At 73.0% G+C, this 20645-nt stretch carries 25 protein-coding genes; 17 read left to right on the forward strand and 8 right to left on the reverse strand.

Annotated features, from left to right (window positions below; genetic code table 11):
* The first annotated feature begins 42 nt into the window (after positions 1–42).
* Both FHU36_RS23015 and FHU36_RS23020 read left to right on the forward strand, forming a co-directional pair.
* Positions 43–474, forward strand: a complete 432-nt coding sequence (locus FHU36_RS23015; protein ID WP_185085978.1) for an amino acid-binding protein — start codon at positions 43–45, stop codon at positions 472–474.
* 27 nt (positions 475–501) lie between these two features.
* Complete coding sequence (locus FHU36_RS23020; protein WP_246502541.1) at positions 502–1281, forward strand: protein phosphatase 2C domain-containing protein; 780 nt, start codon at positions 502–504, stop codon at positions 1279–1281.
* 62 nt (positions 1282–1343) lie between these two features.
* Here the strand turns inward: FHU36_RS23020 and FHU36_RS23025 are convergent, their stop codons facing one another.
* Entirely contained in the window at positions 1344–1712 is a 369-nt protein-coding gene (locus tag FHU36_RS23025) for an STAS domain-containing protein (protein WP_185085979.1), read from the reverse strand.
* Positions 1713–1948: 236 nt separating this feature from the next.
* On the opposite strand from FHU36_RS23025, the gene FHU36_RS23030 reads away from it, so the two are divergent.
* Entirely contained in the window at positions 1949–2311 is a 363-nt protein-coding gene (locus tag FHU36_RS23030) for a helix-turn-helix transcriptional regulator (RefSeq protein ID WP_185085980.1), read from the forward strand.
* Positions 2312–2391: 80 nt separating this feature from the next.
* Here the strand turns inward: FHU36_RS23030 and FHU36_RS43680 are convergent, their stop codons facing one another.
* The 3 genes from FHU36_RS43680 to FHU36_RS23045 form a co-directional block, all read right to left on the reverse strand.
* On the reverse strand, positions 2392–3153 hold the full coding sequence (locus FHU36_RS43680; RefSeq protein WP_221496537.1) for an ankyrin repeat domain-containing protein: 762 nt from the start codon (positions 3151–3153) through the stop codon (positions 2392–2394).
* 52 nt (positions 3154–3205) lie between these two features.
* Entirely contained in the window at positions 3206–4417 is a 1212-nt protein-coding gene (locus tag FHU36_RS23040; protein WP_185085981.1) for a cytochrome P450, read from the reverse strand.
* 83 nt (positions 4418–4500) lie between these two features.
* A complete protein-coding gene (locus FHU36_RS23045; protein WP_185085982.1) occupies positions 4501–5664 on the reverse strand; it encodes a DUF418 domain-containing protein in 1164 nt (387 codons plus the stop codon).
* Between the two features lie 199 nt (positions 5665–5863).
* Here FHU36_RS23045 and FHU36_RS23050 point away from each other — a divergent pair, with 199 nt between their 5' ends.
* The 3 genes from FHU36_RS23050 to FHU36_RS23060 all read left to right on the forward strand — a co-directional run bounded on the left by FHU36_RS23050 (position 5864) and on the right by FHU36_RS23060 (position 9149).
* Positions 5864–6952: a hypothetical protein gene (locus tag FHU36_RS23050; protein ID WP_185085983.1), complete on the forward strand. Its 1089-nt coding sequence runs from the start codon at positions 5864–5866 to the stop codon at positions 6950–6952.
* Positions 6953–7049: 97 nt separating this feature from the next.
* Positions 7050–7868 carry a nucleotidyltransferase domain-containing protein gene (locus FHU36_RS23055; protein ID WP_185085984.1) on the forward strand — a complete coding sequence of 273 codons (819 nt, stop codon included), beginning with the start codon at positions 7050–7052 and terminating at the stop codon, positions 7866–7868.
* 162 nt (positions 7869–8030) lie between these two features.
* The gene (locus FHU36_RS23060) at positions 8031–9149 is read left to right on the forward strand and encodes a S1 family peptidase (protein WP_185085985.1); all 1119 of its coding nucleotides are present in this window, start codon (positions 8031–8033) and stop codon (positions 9147–9149) included.
* Positions 9150–9232: 83 nt separating this feature from the next.
* Here the strand turns inward: FHU36_RS23060 and FHU36_RS23065 are convergent, their stop codons facing one another.
* The gene (locus tag FHU36_RS23065; RefSeq protein ID WP_185085986.1) at positions 9233–10162 is read right to left on the reverse strand and encodes a TetR/AcrR family transcriptional regulator; all 930 of its coding nucleotides are present in this window, start codon (positions 10160–10162) and stop codon (positions 9233–9235) included.
* Between the two features lie 54 nt (positions 10163–10216).
* On the opposite strand from FHU36_RS23065, the gene FHU36_RS23070 reads away from it, so the two are divergent.
* The 6 genes from FHU36_RS23070 to FHU36_RS23095 all read left to right on the forward strand — a co-directional run bounded on the left by FHU36_RS23070 (position 10217) and on the right by FHU36_RS23095 (position 14896).
* Positions 10217–11959: a right-handed parallel beta-helix repeat-containing protein gene (locus FHU36_RS23070; protein ID WP_185085987.1), complete on the forward strand. Its 1743-nt coding sequence runs from the start codon at positions 10217–10219 to the stop codon at positions 11957–11959.
* Between the two features lie 98 nt (positions 11960–12057).
* The gene (locus FHU36_RS45810; protein ID WP_312891752.1) at positions 12058–12807 is read left to right on the forward strand and encodes a Clp protease N-terminal domain-containing protein; all 750 of its coding nucleotides are present in this window, start codon (positions 12058–12060) and stop codon (positions 12805–12807) included.
* A 186-nt stretch (positions 12808–12993) separates the two neighbouring features.
* Positions 12994–13194, forward strand: a complete 201-nt coding sequence (locus FHU36_RS23080; RefSeq protein ID WP_185085989.1) for a DUF4236 domain-containing protein — start codon at positions 12994–12996, stop codon at positions 13192–13194.
* 64 nt (positions 13195–13258) lie between these two features.
* The gene (locus FHU36_RS23085) at positions 13259–13447 is read left to right on the forward strand and encodes a DUF4236 domain-containing protein (RefSeq protein WP_185085990.1); all 189 of its coding nucleotides are present in this window, start codon (positions 13259–13261) and stop codon (positions 13445–13447) included.
* 86 nt (positions 13448–13533) lie between these two features.
* The gene (locus FHU36_RS23090) at positions 13534–14439 is read left to right on the forward strand and encodes an N-acyl homoserine lactonase family protein (protein WP_185085991.1); all 906 of its coding nucleotides are present in this window, start codon (positions 13534–13536) and stop codon (positions 14437–14439) included.
* Positions 14426–14896: a MarR family winged helix-turn-helix transcriptional regulator gene (locus tag FHU36_RS23095; RefSeq protein WP_185085992.1), complete on the forward strand. Its 471-nt coding sequence runs from the start codon at positions 14426–14428 to the stop codon at positions 14894–14896. Before FHU36_RS23090 ends, FHU36_RS23095 begins: the two co-directional genes overlap by 14 nt.
* Here FHU36_RS23095 and FHU36_RS23100 read toward each other — a convergent pair.
* Positions 14877–15476: a TetR/AcrR family transcriptional regulator gene (locus FHU36_RS23100; RefSeq protein ID WP_185085993.1), complete on the reverse strand. Its 600-nt coding sequence runs from the start codon at positions 15474–15476 to the stop codon at positions 14877–14879. The genes FHU36_RS23095 and FHU36_RS23100 overlap by 20 nt on opposite strands.
* Positions 15477–15608: 132 nt before the next feature.
* Here FHU36_RS23100 and FHU36_RS23105 point away from each other — a divergent pair, with 132 nt between their 5' ends.
* On the forward strand, positions 15609–16430 hold the full coding sequence (locus tag FHU36_RS23105; RefSeq protein WP_185085994.1) for an SDR family NAD(P)-dependent oxidoreductase: 822 nt from the start codon (positions 15609–15611) through the stop codon (positions 16428–16430).
* Positions 16431–16613: 183 nt separating this feature from the next.
* Here the strand turns inward: FHU36_RS23105 and FHU36_RS23110 are convergent, their stop codons facing one another.
* Positions 16614–17312 carry an NAD(P)-dependent oxidoreductase gene (locus tag FHU36_RS23110; RefSeq protein WP_185085995.1) on the reverse strand — a complete coding sequence of 233 codons (699 nt, stop codon included), beginning with the start codon at positions 17310–17312 and terminating at the stop codon, positions 16614–16616.
* Between the two features lie 88 nt (positions 17313–17400).
* Here FHU36_RS23110 and FHU36_RS23115 point away from each other — a divergent pair, with 88 nt between their 5' ends.
* The 3 genes from FHU36_RS23115 (at position 17401) to FHU36_RS23125 (ending at position 19447) form a co-directional block, all read left to right on the forward strand.
* Positions 17401–18027: a TetR/AcrR family transcriptional regulator gene (locus FHU36_RS23115; protein WP_185085996.1), complete on the forward strand. Its 627-nt coding sequence runs from the start codon at positions 17401–17403 to the stop codon at positions 18025–18027.
* Positions 18028–18215: 188 nt separating this feature from the next.
* Positions 18216–18587 (forward strand): pyridoxamine 5'-phosphate oxidase family protein, encoded by a 372-nt coding sequence (locus tag FHU36_RS23120; RefSeq protein WP_312891753.1) that lies wholly within the window; start codon positions 18216–18218, stop codon positions 18585–18587.
* 14 nt (positions 18588–18601) lie between these two features.
* A complete protein-coding gene (locus FHU36_RS23125; RefSeq protein WP_185085998.1) occupies positions 18602–19447 on the forward strand; it encodes a haloalkane dehalogenase in 846 nt (281 codons plus the stop codon).
* A 78-nt stretch (positions 19448–19525) separates the two neighbouring features.
* On the opposite strand, the gene FHU36_RS23130 is transcribed toward FHU36_RS23125, so the two are convergent.
* Positions 19526–20044 carry a DinB family protein gene (locus FHU36_RS23130; protein WP_185085999.1) on the reverse strand — a complete coding sequence of 173 codons (519 nt, stop codon included), beginning with the start codon at positions 20042–20044 and terminating at the stop codon, positions 19526–19528.
* A 23-nt stretch (positions 20045–20067) separates the two neighbouring features.
* On the opposite strand from FHU36_RS23130, the gene FHU36_RS23135 reads away from it, so the two are divergent.
* Complete coding sequence (locus FHU36_RS23135; RefSeq protein ID WP_185086000.1) at positions 20068–20532, forward strand: hypothetical protein; 465 nt, start codon at positions 20068–20070, stop codon at positions 20530–20532.
* The last annotated feature ends 113 nt before the right edge of the window (positions 20533–20645 follow it).

Genomic DNA, 20645 nt, shown 5'->3' on the forward strand with positions numbered 1-20645 from the left:
CGCATTGTCCTATGTCCTTGCTGGTGAGAGGATTGGAGGACGATGTCCACGGATCTGGCAGTCATCCTCAACGACGAGCCGGGAGAGCTGGCCCGACTGGGGCAGGTCACCGGCCAGGCCGGCGTGAACATCGGGGGCCTGGCGGCCTTCACCGGCGACGGCAAGGGCGTGGTCCACCTGCTCCTCGACGACGACGCCGTGGCCCGGTGCCGGCAGGCGCTCGAGGGCGCGGGGATGGGGATCGCCGACGAACGCCAGGTGCTGGTGGTCGACATCGACGACCGTCCCGGCACGCTGGGCGAGCTGACGCGGCAGCTCGCCGAGGCGAACGTCAACATCGACCTCGCCTACACGGCCTTCGGCGGGGTCAAGGTCGTCATCGCCACCGACGACCTGGACAACGCGGTGGCCGCCCTCGACGGCACCTTGGGCGATCGGGTGCCCACGGCGAGCATCTGGGACCAGCCCGCCTGACCCGGCCGACGCCTGCGAGGAGAGCGATTGCTGCACGTCGCGTACGCCACCGCCCCTGCTCCCGGCGGCGTCAACGAGGACTACGTGATCGCCGGTCCGGCGTGGGTCGCGGTGCTCGACGGGGCGACGGCGCCGCGCGGCGTGGAGTCGGGGTGCGAGCACGGCGTGCCGTGGCTGGTGCGGACGCTGGCCCGAGCACTGGTCGAGCCGGTGGAGGCGGGCGACCCGCTGCCGGAGGCGCTGTCCCGGGCGATCACGGTGACGAAGGACGCCCACGGGGGCACGTGCGACCTGGGCAACCCGCACTCGCCGTCGTCCACCGTCGCGATCGTGCGCCGTGCCGGTGAGCATCTGGAGTACCTCGTGCTGTGCGACTCCCCCGTCGGCGTGCTCCACACGGACGGCACTCTGGACGTCGTCGACGACGACCGCATCGGCCACCTGCCCGGGGGCCGCCCGTACTCGCTCGACCTGGTCGCGTCGCAGCGCAACCGGCGGGGCGGCTTCTGGGTGGCCGGGGCCGACCCCGGCGCGGCGTTCGAGGCGTTGACCGGGTCGGTGCCGGCGGCGGGGGTACGGGCGGTCGGCATGTTCACCGACGGGGTGACGCGGCTGGTCGAATGGTACGGCCGGAGCTGGGAGGCGCTGATGGCGGCGGCTGCCGCGCACGGGCCGGCGCGGCTGCTGGCGGAGGTGCGCGAGGCCGAGTCGGCGCACGGCACCCCCGGCCACGGCAAGCCGCACGACGACGCGACGGCCGTCTGGATCTCCCTCGCCCCGCCCGGCGACGGCCGGCCCGGCACCTGACACCCGTCTGACGCGGCCCCGCCTCGACGGGGGCAGCGCGCCGCCCCCGGAGGCGCGGCGGGTCAGAAGGTGAGGCCGAGCACCTCCAGCAGCCGGCGGAGCCGGCCGGGGACGTGGCGCACCGGCGCCGAGGTCTCGTGGACGAAGCCGAGCAGGGCCCGCGCCCCGGCGACGTCGACGAACGACAGCCGTTCGAGGTCGAGGGCCAGCGCGGCGTCGAGCCGGTGGGCCTCGCGCAGCGCGCGCTCCACCGCCCCGCGGTTGGTGGTGTCGAGCTCTCCGGCGAGCCGGACCACCGCCCGGCCGGGCGTGCCGTCGAAGACGACGCTCAGCAGGCCGTCGGTGTGGAGCACCCGGTCGGATGCGTCGGCGCCGGCCGCGGCCCGGCGCCGCTGGTCGAGGCGCTGGTCGAGCTCAGAAGCGCGGCCCACCGCGACTCACCGCACGGTGGACGGGCAGCGGGCGGACGTGACGGCGATGAGGTGAACAGCTGTGCACATGCGATCGTCCTTCGCGCTTGCGATCACTCATCTTGGCGGTGGGTGGTGTAGCCCCTAAGGTTAGGCGTGCAAGAGAATACAGGAAAGATTTTTCGCTATAAAATCTTCCGTGGATCGTCCCGGCGGAATCCGGACCCCGGCTGCGGGCCCACCTGGGAGTGAGCGACATGGGCAAGAGCACTGATGACCGGCCGCGCTGGACCTTTCTCACCAACCATGCCCGCGTGCTGCTGGAGATCGCTCGTGACCCGCAGGTGCGCGTGCGCGACATCGCGGCCGTGATCGGCATCACGGAGCGCGCCGCGCAGGGCATCGTCACCGACCTCAAGGAGGCCGGCTACCTCGACCCGGTGCGGGTGGGGCGGCGCAACCACTACACGATCGACGCGGGTCAGGGCTTCCGGCACCCGACCGAGGCGAACGTGCCGGTGCGGGTGCTGATCGACATGTTCACCCACCGCGACCGCACGGGCACGGCCGCCGAGCGCACGGGCGCGGCGGACCGGACCACGGAGGACCAGACCATGTAGCCCCCGGACCCCCGGACTACGGAGGACCAGACCACGTAGCCCCGGACCACGGAGGCCCCGGCGGCCGAGCAGAGGGCCACTCACGGCGTCCGCGTGGCCTCCTCCAGGAGGCGGACGACCTCGGCGTGACCGGTGCCGAGCCAGTGTTCCGAACGCGGATCCCCGTCCGCGTCGCGGACCTCGGCCACCACCCTCTCGTCGCCGCCCTCTCCCCGCTCCCGGCGGAGCCTCACCCGCGCTCCCGGTGGCGCGTACGCGGCGGCCTGGTCGCGCAGCCCGGCCTCGACGTCGTGTCCCACGTGACGCCGGGCGAGGTCGGCGGGGCGCAGGCCACGGTCGTCGGCCGCGGTGGGGTCGGCGCCGTGGCCCAGCAGGGCCCTGACCACGGCGGGCAGGCCCTTCTCGGCGGCGTGCGCGAGGGGCGTGCGGCCGGGGGCGGGCGGGTCGGGGGTCGCGCCCCGTTCGAGGAGGGCCGTCACCACGGCCAGGTGCCCGTTCGCCGCCGCCCAGTGCAGCGCGGTCATGGCACTCCCCTCGCCGTCCTCGCGGCGGTCGGGATCGGCGCCGGCGTCCAGCAGCGCGCCGACCGCCTCGGCGTGCCCCCAGCAGGCGGCGGCGCACAACGGCAGCCCCTCGCTGTCGCCGCCGCTCTCCCGGTCGGGGTCGGCTCCGGCGGCGAGCAGCATCCGCACGATCGCGGCGTCACCGTGCACGGCGGCCCGGTAGAGGGCCGTGCTGCCGTACGCGTCCGGAGCGTCGGCGGACACGCCCCGGTCGAGCAGCCGCCTGACCGCGGCGCTCTCGCCCGTGCCCGCCGCCAGTACCAGTCGGTCTCCAGTCACCCGGGCAGTCTGACCGCGAACCCGGCGTCGATCCACCGGTTTTCCGGCGTCGTCAGCTTCTCGGGGTGAAGCGCAGCGGCATGTGCTTGATGCCGTTGATGAAGTCCGAGCGCATCCTGCGTACGGGACCCGTGTGCTCGGCGGCGGAGAAGCGGCGCAGCAGTTCCCTGATCATGCAGGAGATCTGCAGCCGGGCCAGGTTGGCGCCCAGGCAGAAGTGCGGTCCCCCGCCGCCGAAGGTCACGTGGTCGTTCGGGGTGCGGTGGATGTCGAAGGTGTACGGGTCGGGGAAGACGTCCTCGTCCCGGTTGGCGGACATGTAGAACGTCACCACCTTCTCCCCCTCGGCGATCCGCCGGCCGCGCAGTTCGGTGTCGCGCGTCGCGGTGCGCCGGAAGTTGTGGATCGACGAGCCCCAGCGCAGGAACTCCTCGGTGGCGGTGCGCCACAGGTCCTCGTCGTCGGGGCCGGCGGCGAGTTCGCGGTAGCTGTCCGGGTGGGCGATGAGCGCGTGCATGGCGTGCGCGATGAGGTTTCGGGTGGTCTCGTTGCCGGCGACGCACAGGATGACGAAGAAGGCGTCGATCTCCTCACGGGTGAGCCTGTCGCCGTCGATCTCCGCCTGCACCAGGGCCGTGAGGATGTCGTCGCGCGGGTGCGCGCGCCGCTCGTCCACCAGCCCGTCGCAGTAGGCGAAGATCTCGGCGGCGGCGACCTCGCCGTCCTCGAACGTGGTGCGGAAGTCGGGGTCCTGGAAGCCGACCATGCGGTTGGACCATTCGAAGATCTTGGCGTGGTCCTCCTCGGGGACGCCGACGAGGTCGCAGATCATCTGCAGCGGCAGGTACTCGGCGACGTCGGTGACGAACTCGACCTCGCCGTCCTTCTCCAGGACGGAGTCGGCGATCCGCCCGGCGCGCTCCCTGACCTTGTCCTTGAGCCGGGCGATCGTCCTGGGCGTGAAGCCGGCGCTGACCAGCCGCCGGTAGCGGGTTTGCTTGGGCGGGTCCATGTTGAGCAGCATGAGCCCGGCGACCTCGATGAACTCCGGTGTCTGGGTGCGGATGAAGGCCGTGCCGAGCTGGGTGGACCAGGTCTGCGTGTCGCGGCTGATCGCCTTGACGTCGTCGTATCTGGTGACGGCCCAGAAGCCGGTGTCGTCGGGGACCTCGTGCCAGTGGACGGGGTCGTTCCGGCGCAGCCAGGCGAACTGGTCGTGCGGCACCTCGCGTTCCCAGGTGTCCTCGAGCAGGTCGATCTTCATGGTGCTCCCTCGGGAGGATGCGGGGGTCCGCGGCCGGCCCACCTGTGCGCCCTCTTCGATATACCTCTCAAGCGAGCGCTTGGTCAAGTTATCGAGCCCCGATTCGTGAGCAGGCGCAGGCCGTACTCCAGGGGCCCGTACCGGTGGGAGCGCAGCCACCACGCGCTGAGCAGTAGCAGCACCGTGTAGACGGCCGCGGCGACGCCCATGACGGCGATCGGCTCCAGCCGCCCGGCGAGCGCCAGGCCGTACCCGGTGAAGACCAGGCAGGCGAGCACGGACTGCCCGAGGTAGTTGGACGCGGCCGTCCGGCCCGCCGGCGCGAGCGCGCGTCCGGCCGCCGGGAACCTCCGGACGACCCGCAGCAGCGTGGCCACGTAGGCGGCGGTGAGCAGCGGCGAGGTGAGGCCGTTCACGGCCAGTCCCAGCAGCTCGACCGGACCCGAGGAGCCGCTCGTCAGGGCGAACAGGACACCACCGGGCAGGCCGATCCCGAAACCCACCCACTGGACGCGGCCGAGCAGGTGTGCCCAGCGGCCGGGCTCCTCCAGCAGCCGTGTCTTGCCCGCGGCCAGCCCGAGCAGGAACATGGCCAGCGCCGTGGGCCCCTGGAAGAGCCAGATCGAGGCGGCGAGCGGCGGGTAGCACTCCAGGTGCATGCGCAGCACGTCGAGCGGGCCGCCGGTGGCCAGAGCCAGCACCCGGGCCGCCTCGGCGGGGTCCGCGGCGTCGGCGGTGAGGCCCGTGGCGGCCGGGGCGAGGGCGGTCAGCGCGGCCAGCGCGCACCAGAGCAGGGCCAGCGCGGCCAAGACGACCGCCGCGACGGTGACGGCCCTGCGGGGGCGGACGCCGCGCATCGCCAGCAGAACCAGCCCGAGCACGGCGTACAGCGTGAGGATGTCGCCCGCCCACACCAGCAGCCCCTGCGCGAGGCCGAGCGCGAACAGCCCCAGACACCGCCGCACGGTCCGCGCCCGGACGCTCGCCCCGGCGCGTTCCGCGGCCCGCATCTGCAGCGTGAACGAGTAGCCGAACAGGAACGAGAACAGGATGTAGAACTTCGTCGCCACCAGGGCCGTGACGGCGTGGGCCACGGGCCCGTCGGGGACGGGCATCGAGCGCGCCACGAGATGACCGGGCGAGGCGAAGTAGCCGATGTTCGCGATGAGGATGCCGGCCAGCGCGAACCCGCGCAGCGCGTCGATCTCGTGCACCCGGCCCGCCTGCGGTGTCTGGAGCAACGTCATGCCGGCCGACTCTAGAGTCGGGGCCCCGGCGGCGGAGCCGACTTGGCCGGCGGACGACCAAAGGCTGGTCGTGTGCCTGCGTCTGTCTCCGTCTCGCGGGCTCGGGTATCCGGGCGGACGGCGGTGCCGCGACTCGCGCAGGGCAAGGCGGGGCAAAGCCGGGGACCTCCGTCGCGCCCTCGCCCATAATGGGCGCGATATGGCTGACCTGGTGAATCATGAGCAGGGTGACGACAGGCCGCCGTCGGCGTTCCGCCGGGCCGTGCCGGTCGCGCCGTTCCCCGTGTACGAGCCCGGCCCGCCACCGGGGATGGACCGCGCCACGGTGGCGGTCCTGGTGGTCGTCGGGTCAGCGGTGCTGCTGGGGGCCTGGCTGGGGCTGCACCGGCCGGGCGACGCGGACTCCGGCGGGGTGGGCGGCGGGGTGGCCGCGGCCGGCTCCTCGGCGACGTCCTCCCCGGCGGGCGTGCCCGGCGGTGGCGGGGACGTCGCCGGCGGTGCTCCGGGGGGCGATGACCTCGCCGGCGGTGCTCCGGGGGGCGATGACCGCGCGGGACGCGACCGGGGCGTGCGCTCCGGAGCCACCGACCTTCGCACCGGGAGCGGGACGTCCGCCCCGCGAGCCGTACGGGGCGCCACGCCGGAGGCCGAGGAGCGGCGCGCGGCCGGGCGAGCCGGCGACGCCCGCCCGGGACGAGCCGGCAACACGCACACCGGACGGGCCGGGGACGCACCCGCCGGGCGCACGGCCGGACCTGGCAGCGGTGGGCACGCACGTCACATGGCGGGGCACGATGCGGGCACGCGGACGCGGCACCCGGCCGGTCGGGCCAGCGAGGCGAGGGCCGGCCGCGCCGCCGGGCCGGGCAGGAACGTGGACGCCGGACCCGAGGCGGCGACGGGCCTGGAGACCACACCGCGCCCCTCGCCGAGGGCGGGAGACCCGCGGCAGCCCTCCCCCACCGGCGGAAGACGGCACTCCCCCGCCACCGGGGAGGGCCAGGCGACCCGACGGCCCGACACCCGAGGGACCGACGCCCGAGGAACCGGCACCCGACGGCCCGACAGCCGAGGGACCGACGCCGAAGGCGGGCGGGCGGGCGTTCGACGACCCGAGGCCAGGGGCAGACGCCCCGGTGAGGGCGGCCTACCCACCGGCACCGGGCGCCCGGCTCCCCGCGCCACCCCCCGGGGGACCGGACCGGGCCTGCTGCACCGGTGGTGCGACGACAACTTCACCACCGCACCCCTCCTCGCCCGCGCCTGCCACCTGTACGTCACCCCCTGACGGCTCACGCGGCACGTCGCCGGACACGGCCTGCCGGGCGGGGGCGGGCGTGGAAAGGGTGTGCGGTGACGGGCGGGGTGTGCTGGAATGCGGGCCCATGGACGACGTGGCGCTGCGGGCGCTCGCCCGGCGGCTGGTGGAGGTGCCCTCGGTGGTGGCCGTGGTGCTCGGCGGGAGCAGGGCGCGGGGGACCCACCGCCCCGACTCGGACTACGACCTGGGCCTGTACTACCGGGGTGAGCCGGACGTGCCGGCGCTGCGGGCGCTGGCCGCTGAGGTGGCGGACAGGCCCCCCGAGATCACCGAGCCCGGCGGCTGGGGCCCGTGGGTGAACGGCGGCGGCTGGCTGACGATCGGCGGGCACCGCGTCGACTGGATCTACCGCGACCTCGACCGGGTCCACCGGGTGTGGGACGACTGCCGGGCCGGCCGGTACGAGGTGGGGACGCAGGCCGGGCATCCGCTCGGGTTCTACTCCCACGCCTACGCCGGCGAGGTGGCGCTGTGCCGGGTCCTCGCCGATCCCGGCGGGGAGGTGACCACGCTGCGCGAGGCGACCTTGGCGTACCCGCCGGCGCTCGGCGAGGCGCTGGTGGCCGGGATGTGGGAGGCGCACTTCGCGGTGGGGCTGGCGCGATACGGGGCGAGCGGCGAGGACCCCGTGTACGCGGCCGGGTGCCTGTTCCGTGCGGTCGGCGTGGCCTGCCAGGCGTTGCACGGGCATGCGGGCCGGTGGCTGATCAACGAGAAGGGGATGGTCGCCTCGGCCGGGCGGCTGCCGGGGGCGCCGGAGGGGTTCGCGGCCCGGGCACAGGCGGTGCTGGGCGGGATCGGGGCGTCGGAGCGGGAGATCGGCGAGGTGGCCGGGCGGGCCGCCACGCTGATGCGCGAGGTCCACCGGATCGTGGCCCGATGATCGTACGATGATCGGACGTCGGGCGACTCCGAGGTCAGCGGGTTAGGGCCGTGGCGCGTGCCCCGAGCCCCGCGTCCATAACACCGTAATAGATGGCCTTTGACATCTAGCCGGATCCATACCAGCCGATAACTTGACAGCACCCCCCACAAAGGAGTGCACATGTGGAGTAAGCGCATGGGTCTGGTAGGCGCCACCATCATGGCCGCCTGTCTGGCCACCCCCCTCGCCCCCGCCGCGGCCGACCCCGCCCCCCAGGCCACGGCGCCGCCCGGCATGATCGACGCACTCGAGCGCGACCTCGGCATCTCCGAGCAGCAGGCCGTCCAGCGGCTGGCCAACGAGCAGCGCGCCGCGGTCGCGGAGTCGCGGCTCAGCACCGCTCTCGGTTCCTCCTACGGCGGCGCGTGGCTGAACGAGGACGCCTCCAAGCTGATGGTCGCCACCACCGACGCGGCGGCCACCCCCGGCATCGAGGCGCAGGGCGCCTCGCCGGTCGTCGTCTCCCGCTCGCTGGACCAGCTGAACGCGATCAAGGGTCAGGTCGACCGGGTCGCCGAGCGGGCCAAGACCGGGGCGACGCTGTGGTACGTCGACGTGGCCTCCAACAGCGTCGTCATCAACGCCCCCACCCAGGAGGCCGGTGACGCCCTGGCGGCGGCGGCCGGCGTCGACCGCGACCTCGTCCGCGTGCAGGTGAGCGCCGAGAAGCCCGAGCCGTTCATCAACATCATCGGCGGCAGCGCCTACTACATCGGCTCCAGCCGGTGCAGCGTCGGCTTCTCGGTGACGCGCGGCAGCACCCCCGGCTTCGTCACCGCCGGGCACTGCGGCAGGGCCGGCTCCCGGACGACCAACCCGACGGGCACCTTCCAGGGTTCGTCGTTCCCGGGCAACGACTACGCCTGGGTCGCCGCTCCCGGCAACACCCCCACGCCGTACGTGCGCGGCTCCGGCGGCGCGCTGGTGACCGTGCGCGGCTCCCAGCAGGCCTCCGTGGGCGCCTCGATCTGCCGTTCGGGCTCGACCACCGGCTGGCGCTGCGGCCTCATCCAGCAGCACAACGCCACCGTGACCTACCCGCAGGGCAGCGTCTACGGCCTGACCCGCACCAGCGCCTGCGCCCAGCCGGGTGACTCCGGCGGCTCGTTCATCTCGGGCAGCCAGGCTCAGGGTGTGACCTCCGGCGGCTCCGGCAACTGCAGCATCGGCGGTACGACCTACCACCAGCCGGTCAACGAGATCCTGGGCGTCTACGGGCTGACCCTCACCACCGGCTGACCCGGGCCGTCAGGCCTTCCCTCCGCAGCGTGCCCGGCCGGCGCCGGGCACGCTGCCCCTTTGTGCGCCGCCGCCGCGCGGCGTCATTCCCGGCTCTCCCCTCCCGGGCCGGACCTGCGCCGCCGGTAGGCGCGCTGGCGGCAGGCAGGTGAGCAGTAGGCGCGGGGCCGCCCCGACGGGGGCCGGTCCACGGGAGCGCCACACCCCAAACACGCCCCTGTTTCGTCACGCTTTTCGTAACGCCGCTGGATGAGCAGCTCGACGCCGTCCAGCAGCCGCGCCAGGCCGAACTCGAACGGGTCCTCCGGCCTGTCGTAACCCCCCGCCTGCCACAGGCCGGTGATCGTGGGGAACTCGTGCAGCCGGTCGAACAGCGCCTCGCGCGAGCCCCACCACTCCTCCTCGCTCACCCCGCTGCTGCGCTCCGTCCGGGCCGCCTCCACCAGCAGCGACGCCTCGGAGTCGACGAAGCGGGCGACGAGGCCGACCACGGCGACCACCTCGGCCGGGGCCAGCCCGGTGCCGGACACGGCGCCGAGCATGCGCTCGTAGTGGGCGACGCCGTTGGGGCCGGGCACGTGACGGGAGCCGCGCACCTCGGCCAGCCACGGGTGGCGCCTGCGCAGCTCCCACCCCTGACGCGCGCAGGCCTCCAGCCGCTCACGCCAGCCACCCTCCACCGGCTCCTCCACCGGCCCACCCGGCGTGACGGGCGGCGTGACGGGCGGCGTGACAGGCGGGCCGGCCGCCGGCTCGCCCAGGACCGCGTCGCGCATCAGGTCGACGAGCTGCTCCCGGCCGGGAACGTGCCGGTAGAGCGACATGGTGGTGAACCCGAGCCGGTCGGCCACCTTCCGCATGGACAGCCCGGCCAGCCCCTCGGCGTCGGCCAGCTCCACGGCGGCCCGGACGATCCGGTCCAGGCTCAGCCCCGCCCTCGGCTCCTCGCCCGCGCGCCGCCGCCACAGCAGCTCCACCGTGCGATCGGGATCGGCCGCCTCATCTCTCGCCATGTTTATGATATATACCTTGTGTACACCATAAACACACAGAGAGACAGGACCCCCATGCCCGAGTTGTTCGTCGCCCCCGACGGGGACGACTCCGCGTCCGGCACGCGGGAGCGGCCGTTCGCCACCCTCGACCGCGCCCGCCGCGCCGCCCGCGACCTCACCGGCGAGATCGTCGTCCGGTTACGGGCGGGCACGCACCTGCTGGCCGCGCCCCTGGAGCTGACCGAGGCCGACTCCGGCCGTGACGGCCACCGCGTCGTCTACGAGTCCTACGGGTACGGCACGGCCGAGCGGGAGGAGGTCGTGATCAGCGGCGGCCGGACGATCTCCGGCTGGCGGGAACGGGACGGCGTGTGGTCGGCCGACGTCGGCGACCTCGACACCCGCCAGCTCCACGTGGACGGCCGCCGGGCCGAACGGGCCGGGATCGACGGCCTGCCCGGCGAGATCACCATGACCGGGACCGGCTACACGACCGACAGCACGGCGCCGCTGGACTGGCGGAGCCCGGCCGACGTCGAGTTCGTGCACCGGGGCGTCTACCCGTGGACCGAGGCCCGGTGCGGCGTCGCCTCGGTCTCCCGTGCCGGCGACGGCCGGACGGCGATCACCATGGTGCGGCCCGCGTTCGGCCGCGCCCTCGACCTCTACAACTCCACCTGGGAGGGCCAGACCTCACGGGGCCCCGGCCTGCCGACCCGCGTGGAGAACGACGCCGCGTTCCTCACCGAGCCGGGCACGTTCGTCCTCGACCGCTCGCGCCCCGGCCGCCACGTCCTGCGCTACCTGCCGCGGCCGGGCGAGCATCCGGACCGCACCCGCGTGGTGGCGCCCGTCCTGGAGACGCTGGTGCGCGTCAGCGGGGCCCACGACGTCACCTTCCGGGGGCTCACGTTCGCCGACGCCACCTGGCTGCGGCCGAGCGGCCCCGACGGGTTCCTGCACTACCACGGGAGCGGCTTCTACGTCGGCGGGCCGGTCAACACGGTCGCGTTCGGCGAGGGGGCGTCGGTGACCGTGCCGGACGAGATGGTGACGATTCCCGCGTGCGTGACGTTCGAGGAGGTGTCAGACGTACGGGTCGAGGGGTGCCGCTTCACCCGGCTGGGCGCCACCGGGCTCGGCGTGTCCGGCGGCGCGGACGTCACGGTGCGCGGGTGTGACTTCGATACCCTGGCGGCCGGCGGCGTCGTCGTCACCGGGGGCCGCTCCGTCCTGATCGAGGACAACCTGGTGCGGCACACCGGCCTCGACTACCCGGGCTCCCCCGGCATCGCGCTGACCGGCACGGACCGGTGCACGGTGGCGCACAACCACGTCGCCGACGTGCCCCACTGCGGCATCGTCGCCGGGCCCGGCCACGGCACCCGCATCCTGCACAACCTCGCCGCCGGCACGATGCGGGCGCTGGCGGACGGCGGAGGCGTCTACCTCGCGGGACCGCAGGGCGGCTCGCCCGACGACGGCGCCGTGGTCCGGGGCAACGTCATCAAGGACACGATCACGCCGTACAACTTCGCCCTCTACGCCGACTACGGCGCGTCCTGGGTGACGATCGAGGAGAACGTGGTGGTCCGCGCCGACAGCACGGCCATCCTCAACGTGTGGCCACCGCTGGAGAACGTCGTCTACCGGGGCAACTTCTGGGACGCCGACCCGCTCGGCGCCGACGCCCCGCCCGGCGGCGTCGTCTACGAGGACAACACCACGATCGCCGACGAGCCCGAACTGGCCGCCGCCACGGCGGCCATCCAGGACCGCGCCGGCCTCCTCACCCCTCGGGCGGGCACTGCCTGACCCCACGGCGGGTCAGCCCCCGGAAGGCTGGGCCGTGATCAGGGCGAGCTCCTCGTGGAGGGCGCGGCCGACGTCCTCCACGGGGAGTGCGGCTTCCAGTGCCCGTCTCCGCCGTCTGCCAGCGGGCCCTGGAGCAGGCGGTGCGCCGGATCACCGCCATCCGGCAGACCGCGCTGACCGACCTCGACCTCGACCAGGCCACCGGTTCCCTGGCGTACATGACGGCCCGCACCCGGGCCGTGCTCAAGCTGGCCGTGGAGCGCGCCCGCGCGGACGGCTCGCCCGCCGTCGGCACCGGTCACCTGCTCGGCGGCATGCTGGCGGAGGGCACCAACCTGGCGCTGCACGTGCTGCGCGCGATCGAGATCGAGCCCCGGGCGGTCGAGCGGCTCCTCGCCGGGCAGCCCGCCGCCGAGGGCGACGACCCGGCGGGCGACGACGGGCTGCGGCTCAGCTCCGCGGCGGCCGCCGCACTGGAGTTCGCCGTCACCGAGGCCACCTCACTCGGCCACAACTACATCGGCTGCGAGCACCTGCTGCTGGGGCTGGCCACCGAGCCCGACGGCATCGCCGGGCGGGTGCTGCGCCCGCTCGGGGCCAAGCCGCGGCCGGTCCGCCGGGCCGTGGTGGCGGCCCTGGCCGGCTACGTCCACCTGCGTGCCCAGACCCAGAACGGGGCGAACGCCGGCGATGGAGACACCGGCGGGGACACGGGCGGGACTGCCGGGGCCGCCCAGCCGCCCGCCGCGCCCGCGGCCCTGGTGGCGGCCCTGCGCACCGAGTTGCGGCCGCTCGCCGAGCGCATCGAGCGCCTCGAACGGCACGCGGGCCTGCCGGCCGAGGACTGACACCGGTGCGGAGGACCGTCACGGCCGCGCACGGCGGCAGCCGGTTCCTGGCGGCGGTCGTGTGTCACGTCCTGATGATCGCCCTCCTGGCCGCGATCGTGGCGTGACGGGCCGGGCACCGCGCGGAACCGTGCCGGCGGCCCGCTCGTTGTGCCAGGCGAACCGTGCGATGCCAGAGGAGGGCACATGGGCTGGCACTACAGCAAGTCGATCAAAGTGGGGCCGTTCCGGATCAACCTGTCGCGACACGGGGTGAGCCACAGCTTCGGCGGCCGCAGGCTGCACGTGACGACCACGCCCGACGGCCGGCGCCATCTGTCCCTGCGCCTGCCGGGCGGCTTCCATGTCGGCAAGTCGTTCGGCCGCAGACGATACCGCCATTACTAAACCCGATATATCTCGGTTTTTCCGGGTAGCTGATCGTCGTTCCGCACTCATGGAGGAAGAAACGATGGGCTGGAGCTACCGGAAGTCGATCAAGTTGGGGCCGTTCCGGCTGAACCTCTCCCGGGGCGGCGTCGGCCACAGCTGGGGCAATCGCCTCTTCAGGGTCACCCGCAACGCCGACGGCCGCCGCACCCTGTCGGTCAACCTGCCGGGCGGGTTCCACTGGCGCAAGACCACGAGCGGCCGTTCCTGACCCGCTCCCCCGAGGGCCGCGGACACCGCGGCCCTCTCTCGGAACATGTGTATGACACGACATCTATGTCGTGTAATATAAGCGCCATGACGAACGCGAACCTCACAGCCGGCCCCATCCAGCGGGTGTCCATGGTCAGCACCGGGTCGGTGTCCATCCACCCCGAGCATGTCGCGGCGACGCGCAAGCCCCTCTACTGGTGGCTGTTCACCTCACGCCGGTGGACCGCGCCGCTGCCGATCAACGTGTACGTGGTCGAGCACCGCGAGGGGCTGGTGCTGTTCGACACCGGCCAGGACCGGGCCTCGGTCACCGACCCCGGATACTTCCCCGGCGGGATCACCGGAGTGATGTACGACCGGCTGGCCCGCTTCGAGATCGCCCCGGAGCAGACGCTCACCGCGCGGCTGGCCGCCATCGGCCACGACATCCGTGACGTGCGCATCGCTGTCCTCTCCCACCTGCACCAGGACCACATCGGCGGGCTGCGCGAGCTCGCCCACGCCGAGATCGTGGTCAGCGGGCGCGAATGGGACAGCCTCGCCGAACCCCTCCCCGAGCTGCGCGGCCTGCTCCGCTCGCACATCGACGTGCCCGGCCTGCGCTGGCGGCGCGTCGACCACGAGCCGCTGGCAGACCCCTCGATCGCGCCGTTCGCGTCGGGTCACGACCTGTTCGGCGACGGGAGCCTCGTGCTGCTGCCCACCCCCGGACACACCCCCGGCTCACTGTCCATGCTGGTGCGCGGCCCCGGGCGGGCGCCGCTGCTGATGGTCGGCGACGTCACGTACGACACCCGGCTGCTGGAGGCGGGGCACGTACCGGGCGTGGGTGACAAGGGGGAGCTGGCCGACACCACGCGGCTGATCAACGAGCTGCGCACGCGCCATCCCGGGCTGGCCGTCCTGGCCGCCCACGATCCTGGAGCCGCCTCCGCCCTGACGTCAGGACGGCGGTGGAGCGTGGATAATGGCGCCCATGCGTCCGGCTGAGGAGTTCCGCTATCTCGTCCTGGCCGCCCAGCGCGAGGGCAACCGGCTCCTCGGCCAGGCGCTCAAGCCGCTCGGCATCACCCCGTCGCAGGCCGAGGTGATCCGCGTGCTCGACGAGCGCCGCCGGCTGACCCTCAACGGGCTCGGCGAGCTGCTCGTCTGCGAGAGCGGCAACAGCCCCAGCCGGCTCGTGGACCGGCTCGTGGCGGCGGGGCTGGTGCACCGCAGCGTCTCCGCGCACGACCGCCGGCACGTCGAGCTGTCGCTCACCGAGGAGGGCGCCCGCCTGGCGCGCCGGGTGGCCGACGTCGAGGCGGAGCTCTACCGGTGGATCGACGACCTGGCGGGCGGCGGGGACTTCACCCAGGTCAACGAGTTCCTGCGGAGCTTCGTCAGCGAGCTTCCCGCCGGGCGCGCACTCGCCCTGCGAGTCGGCGTCATGGAGCGAACGCCCTGAGCGTGACCTCCACGAGCGCGTCCGCGTACTCCGGCGTGAGCGGCCCCGAGCGGTGCAGCCACCGCTGGTACAGGGGGGCGTAGAGCACTTCCAGCACGAGGTCGAGGTCGGCGTCGGCGGCGAGCTGGCCCGCCCGCTGGGCGCTGCGCAGCCGCTCCTTCTTCACCGCGTCGACCGGGGCGGCGAGCTTCTCGCGATACTGGGCGGCCAGGCCCGGGTCGGTGATGATCTCGGTGTTGAGCGCGCGGATCGGCGCCTCGAAGGCCGGGTCGGCGAACTCCGCGACGGTCGCCCGCATGACGGTCTTGAGATCGGCCTCCAGGTCGCCCGTGTCGGGCAACGCCATCGCGTCGTCGTCCGCCTCCTGGCTGAGCGCGAGGAAGGAGTCGAAGACCACGGCCCCCTTGGACGGCCACCACCGGTAGATGGTCTGCTTGCCGACGCCGGCTCGGGCGGCGATGGCCTCGATCGTCACCTTGGTGTACCCCACCTCCGCGACGAGCTCGCGGGCGGCGGCGAGGACGGCCTGGCGCGAGCGCTCGCTGCGGCGGCCGGGGTCGGGTTTCCTGGCGGGAGGCATGGCACGGAGCATAGCAGGTCAACGAGACGATACGTTCCGTCTTGACATGGGCATGCCGGACGAGCAGACTGATGGCGCATTCGACGAGACGGATCGTCTCGTCTCAGTATCTTGACGAAGGAGGCGCGTTTCATGACGACCGCCAGAGTTTGGTTCATCACCGGCGCGTCCAGGGGGCTCGGCAGGGCGTTCGCCGAAGCCGCGCTGGCCGCCGGAGATCGGGTCGTGGCCGCCGCCCGCGACGTCGAGCCGCTCACCGACCTGGCCGCCGCCTACCCGGACGCCCTCGTCCGGCTGCCGCTGGACGTCTCCGACCGCGCGGCCGTCCGGGACGGCGTGGACCGGGCGGTGGCGGCCTTCGGCCGGCTCGACATCGTGGTCAACAACGCCGGCGGGATGCTGTTCGGCATGGTCGAGGAGGCCACCGAGGAGCAGATCCGCGCCCACTTCGACGTCAACTTCTTCGGCGCCGTGTGGGTGGCTCAGGCCGTCGTGCCCCACCTGCGGGCGCAGGGGTCGGGGCGCATCCTCCAGATCACCTCGATGGGGGCGGGCGGCGGGTTCGCGTCGGTGGGCTACTACTCGGCGGGCAAGGCGGCACTCGACTCGGTCAGCGAGGCACTGGCGATGGAGGTGGCGCCGTTCGGGGTCAAGGTGACGATCGTCGGGCCCGGCGGGTACAACACCGGGCTGTTCACGAAGGGCACCACGACGACCGAGCCCCGGCCCGAGTACGAGGAGTTGCGCGCCCGCCTCGCGGAGATGTGGGGCGACGACGCCGGCCCGGACCCGAGCACCGCCGCGCCGGTCATCATGGAGCTGGTCGACCTGCCGGAGCCGCCGGTGCGGCTGATCGTCGGGAGTGCCTCCTACGACATGGTCCAGCAGATGGACGAGGCCCGGACCGCCGAGTATCGCGCCTGGGAGCACCTCAGCCGCAAGGCTCCGGGCTGACCGGCCCGGCCCGCACATTCGCGGCGGGCCTCGCCGTCCTCTTCCGGCTCGTGCCCCCGCCCTCCGCTCTCGGCGGAAGCCCACCATGAACCTCACCCTGGACGGACTACTCGCGCCGCGCCGCCGACCCCGGCGGGCGCATCCTGAGTGACGGCGGTGCCTCCCGTCAGCGGCGTTCGAAGCTCACCCGCTGCCGATGCGGAGCGCTTCCTTCACGAACACGCGGTAGAGGCTCGGCGTGCCCTCGGTGGTGATGACCTCGACGATGGAACGGACGTTGCGATCCTCGACGGCCTCACGGATGAGCGCATCGGCCAGGTCACGACGGGAGGTGAACCGGCCGATCATCTGCGGTGGGCCGACGGTGTAGTCGGTGACCGCATGGGCGTCGAACAGCCCTGAGGGGCGGATGACGGTCCAGTCGAGGTCGGTGCCGGCCACGATCTCTTCCATGCGGCCGGCGTCCTCGTACAGCGGACGGCCCATCCTGAGGAGCAACGGCACGACCACCTTGCGATAGACGAGGGTCTCGCCGGGCGGGGGTCTCATCGGCACGCCGGTCGAGGTGACGCACACCAGGCGCCGGATGCCATGCACGGCCATGGCCTCGACGATGTTCCTGGCGGACTCGGACATGGTGGTGGGTGCCTCGGAGCCGTAGGGGACGCCGAGCGTCGAGATCACCGCGTCGCGCCCGTCCACCGCCCGATCCACCGCCACGGGATCCAGGGCGTCCGCCTTCACGACGTCCAGCGCGGGATGGCTGATCGGGAACGCCTCCGGATGCCGGGTGACCGCGGTGACCGGGTGGCCCTCGGCGAGCGCCTGGGTGGTCGCGAGCCGCCCTGTCGGGCCGTTGGCCCCGAAGATCACAAGCTTCACGTGCCTGCCTCCACTAACTTTACGTTGGAGAGTCCGTAGTTTGACGCATCATATATTCATTATAAGTAGCGTAAACCCGTAGGGGATCATGAGCGAGGAACAAGGGCAGCGTCGCTACGATTCGCTGCGCCGCACCACCCAGGCACTGGAGACCCGGGCCGAGATCGCCCGCGCCGCGCGCACGCTGTTCCTCGCCCGAGGATGGGCGCAGACGACAGTGCGCGACGTGGCCCGTGAAGCCGGCGTGTCCGTGCCGACGGTCTACTCGACGTACGGGAACAAGGTCGGGCTGGCCCGGGCTCTGGCCGACTCGGCCGACCTGAGCGGCGACGCGCCGCAACTGCTGGCCGAGCTGGAAGACCCCGGGGCGGATCCGGCGCGGCAGCTCAGCGCGATGGCCGGCTTCGACCGCCGGCTGTACGAGCGCGCGGGCGACATCATCGTGCTCCTGCGCGAGGCGGGCCGCACCGAGCCGGACCTGGCCACGGTGTACCGCGACGGCCGCCGTCGTGCCGACGAGACTCGCGTCCAGGTGTTCTCGTCGTGGCCGAAGGAGGTCCTGCGCGCCGGCCTGGACGTGGAGACCGCCGTCGACGTCTACGCGGCCATCTGCAACATCGACGCCTACGCCACGCTCACCACCGAGCGCGGCTGGTCACCCGATCGCGTCGAGCGATGGTGGGGCGATGTCCTGGCCCGTGAGCTGCTGACCTGAGATCTCAGGCCGCCCGCCCACCCCCGCCCCGACGGCGGCCTCACCGTCACGGTCCGACTCCCCGCGAGAGGCTGTGCTACGGTTTCTTCTCAGTAAGTCAGCTAACTAATTACAGGGGAGATCGCCATGTTCGTCGTCACCGGTGCCGCGCTCGCCGCGTGGGCCCGGCACAACCTGGCCGCCCTCCGGTGATCGCCGCCTTCCTGCGCGAGCCGCGCGTGGCCACCCTGACCACGCTGCGGCCCGACGGCTCCCCCCACGTCACGGCCGTCCGCTTCACCTGGGACGAGCAAGCGGCCCTGGCCCGCGTGCTGACCGTCGCCACCTCCCGCAAGGCCCGCAACCTCACCGCCCGCCCGGGCGGGCGCGCCGCGCTCTGCCAGGTGGACGGCTTCCGCTGGGCCACGCTCGAAGGCTCCGTCGCCCTCTCAGACGACCCCCGCCGCGTCGCAGAGGCCGTCCGCCGCTACACCGCGCGGTACGGCACGCCGCCACCCGCACCGCCCGGCCGCGTCGTCATCGAGATCGCGATCGACCGGATCACCTCCCTCAACCTCTGAAACGGAGCCCCACGATGCCCCTTCAGCCGGTTCTCGACTCCACGATGTACTACCGCGACCTCGGCACCGGATCGCCGATGGTCTTCCTGCACGGCAATCCGACCTCCTCCCACCTGTGGCGGCACATCCTGCCCGCCATCGGCTCCGGCCGCCGCCTGGCGCCCGACCTGATCGGCATGGGACAGTCGGGCAAGCCCGTCATCGACTACACCTTCGCCGACCACGCCCGCTACCTGGACGCCTGGTTCGACGCGCTGGACCTGCACGACGTGATCCTCGTCGGCCACGACTGGGGCGGCGCGCTGGCCTTCGACCGGGCGGCGCGGCATCCGGAGCGGGTACGCGGCATCGCCTTCACCGAGACCATCGTCAAACCCATGTCCTGGCAGGAGTTCCCCGACGGCGGGCGCGAGCTGTTCCAGGCGATCAAGACCCCGGACGTCGGGGAAGCCATGATCCTCGACGACAGCGCCTTCCTCCTGGGTCTACCCGGCACCGTCGCCACCCCGATGGCCGAGGAGGAACTGGCGGTCTACACCCGGCCGTACCCGACCAGGGAGAGCCGCCTGCCGCTGCTGCGGTGGGCGCGTTCGATGCCGCTCGGCGGCGAGCCCGCCGACGTGGTGGCCCGGGTCGAGGCGTACGACCGGTGGCTGGCCACTTCTGAGGTGCCCAAGCTGCTGATCACCTTTCGGCCGGGCCCGGGGACGATGATGACCCCGGAGGTGGTCGACTGGTGCGCGCGGAACATGGCCGCCCTGGAGATCGAACGGCACGACGGCGTCGCCGGCCACCACACCCCGGAGGACCAGCCGGCGGCGATCGCCGAGGCCGTCGAGCGCTGGGCCGCCGGACTGTGAGCCGCCGGAACGCCGCGCGTCGACCGGGTGAGCGGTGCGCGTTCCCCCGGCAGCCGTGCTTCGGGAGAGCCCGCCTGCTCAGGCGCCGGTGACGCCGTCCACGCCCTGCCGGATCATGTCGGCGTGGCCGTTGTGCCGGGCGTACTCGCCGATCATGTGGTTGAACACGAGCCGTAGCGACACCGTGCCCAGCTTGGTGTTCGCGAACGTGGTGTCGAGCGGGACCCCGGCCGTCGCCTTACGGGCCAGTTCCTGCTCCTCCAGCAGCCGCGCGTAGTCGGTCTCGGCCTGGGCCGGGTCGAGGTCGTCGAAGTCGGCGTCGGGCCGTTCGGGCGTGGAGTACAGGATGGGGACGTCCTCGCCGAGGAAGGACCGCCGGAACCAGATGCGCTCCACCTTCGACAGGTGCCGGATCAGCCCGAGCAGCGACAGGTTGGACCCGGGGACGGGCGCGGTGGCGAGCTGCTCGCCGGTGAGTCCGGCGCACTTGTGCAGCAGGGTCGAGCGGTGCCAGTCGAGCAGGCCGCGCAGCAGCTCGGCCTCGGGTGCGAGCAGCGCCCCCTCGGGACGCGTCACCTCGGGAGCAGTCCAGATCATGCATGACATGCTCTCACGCGGCAGTGATCACGAAGCGGTCCAAGGCGAACAAGGCGGACAGCCCACCGAGAGGCGTCACCGCCATCAAGGGCCTCCGCGTCAACCACATCCCCAAGGGCTTCACCTACGGGCAGGTCAGGGTCGGTGCGCACGACGGCATCCGCGAGTACGGCTACCAGTGGTCCGACAACCGTGACGACATCGATCGCAAGCGCAGGAGCCTGTGGGTGCGCGTCGTCTGCTGGAGTGACGCCCACGAGCTCGCGCAGCTGAGAAGGGCGCCACTCCAGTTCGGCGAGTTCACCGGTGACGAGCGGGCCGCGAAGATCGGTGGGCGCCAGGTTCTCGTCCGCACGGGCGACGGCGCGCTCGGGCACGGGCGGTACCTCGGGTGGGTCGAGCGGAAGGAAGTCGTGATCACCGTGATGGCCGGCCAGCCGCTCGTCCCCGAACTCGGCAAGATCGTCAAGGGGATCCGGCTTTCCTGAGGCGACGCCTCCAGGCCCTCGGGGCCGGGACCGGCCTCGTCGTGTCCGGGTGCCCGGCCCGGCTCCTTCCCGGGACGCCTCGGGACTACCGCCGGGCCTGCTCGGCCGGCGTG

Origin of the sequence: Nonomuraea muscovyensis (assembly GCF_014207745.1) — a bacterium.
Taxonomy (GTDB): domain Bacteria; phylum Actinomycetota; class Actinomycetes; order Streptosporangiales; family Streptosporangiaceae; genus Nonomuraea; species Nonomuraea muscovyensis.

Excerpts from the sequence above, each read along its gene's own strand:
- FHU36_RS23015 (WP_185085978.1), top strand. The coding sequence starts at position 43 with ATGTCCACGGATCTGGCAGTCATCCTCAACGACGAGCCGGGAGAGCTG.
- FHU36_RS23030 (WP_185085980.1), top strand. The coding sequence starts at position 1,949 with ATGGGCAAGAGCACTGATGACCGGCCGCGCTGGACCTTTCTCACCAAC.
- FHU36_RS23040 (WP_185085981.1), bottom strand. The coding sequence starts at position 4,417 with ATGAAGATCGACCTGCTCGAGGACACCTGGGAACGCGAGGTGCCGCAC.
- FHU36_RS23045 (WP_185085982.1), bottom strand. The coding sequence starts at position 5,664 with ATGACGTTGCTCCAGACACCGCAGGCGGGCCGGGTGCACGAGATCGAC.
- FHU36_RS23050 (WP_185085983.1), top strand. The coding sequence starts at position 5,864 with ATGGCTGACCTGGTGAATCATGAGCAGGGTGACGACAGGCCGCCGTCG.
- FHU36_RS23055 (WP_185085984.1), top strand. The coding sequence starts at position 7,050 with ATGGACGACGTGGCGCTGCGGGCGCTCGCCCGGCGGCTGGTGGAGGTG.
- FHU36_RS23060 (WP_185085985.1), top strand. The coding sequence starts at position 8,031 with ATGTGGAGTAAGCGCATGGGTCTGGTAGGCGCCACCATCATGGCCGCC.
- FHU36_RS23065 (WP_185085986.1), bottom strand. The coding sequence starts at position 10,162 with ATGGCGAGAGATGAGGCGGCCGATCCCGATCGCACGGTGGAGCTGCTG.
- FHU36_RS23070 (WP_185085987.1), top strand. The coding sequence starts at position 10,217 with ATGCCCGAGTTGTTCGTCGCCCCCGACGGGGACGACTCCGCGTCCGGC.
- FHU36_RS23080 (WP_185085989.1), top strand. The coding sequence starts at position 12,994 with ATGGGCTGGCACTACAGCAAGTCGATCAAAGTGGGGCCGTTCCGGATC.
- FHU36_RS23085 (WP_185085990.1), top strand. The coding sequence starts at position 13,259 with ATGGGCTGGAGCTACCGGAAGTCGATCAAGTTGGGGCCGTTCCGGCTG.
- FHU36_RS23090 (WP_185085991.1), top strand. The coding sequence starts at position 13,534 with ATGACGAACGCGAACCTCACAGCCGGCCCCATCCAGCGGGTGTCCATG.
- FHU36_RS23095 (WP_185085992.1), top strand. The coding sequence starts at position 14,426 with ATGCGTCCGGCTGAGGAGTTCCGCTATCTCGTCCTGGCCGCCCAGCGC.
- FHU36_RS23100 (WP_185085993.1), bottom strand. The coding sequence starts at position 15,476 with ATGCCTCCCGCCAGGAAACCCGACCCCGGCCGCCGCAGCGAGCGCTCG.
- FHU36_RS23105 (WP_185085994.1), top strand. The coding sequence starts at position 15,609 with ATGACGACCGCCAGAGTTTGGTTCATCACCGGCGCGTCCAGGGGGCTC.
- FHU36_RS23115 (WP_185085996.1), top strand. The coding sequence starts at position 17,401 with ATGAGCGAGGAACAAGGGCAGCGTCGCTACGATTCGCTGCGCCGCACC.
- FHU36_RS23125 (WP_185085998.1), top strand. The coding sequence starts at position 18,602 with ATGCCCCTTCAGCCGGTTCTCGACTCCACGATGTACTACCGCGACCTC.
- FHU36_RS23130 (WP_185085999.1), bottom strand. The coding sequence starts at position 20,044 with ATGATCTGGACTGCTCCCGAGGTGACGCGTCCCGAGGGGGCGCTGCTC.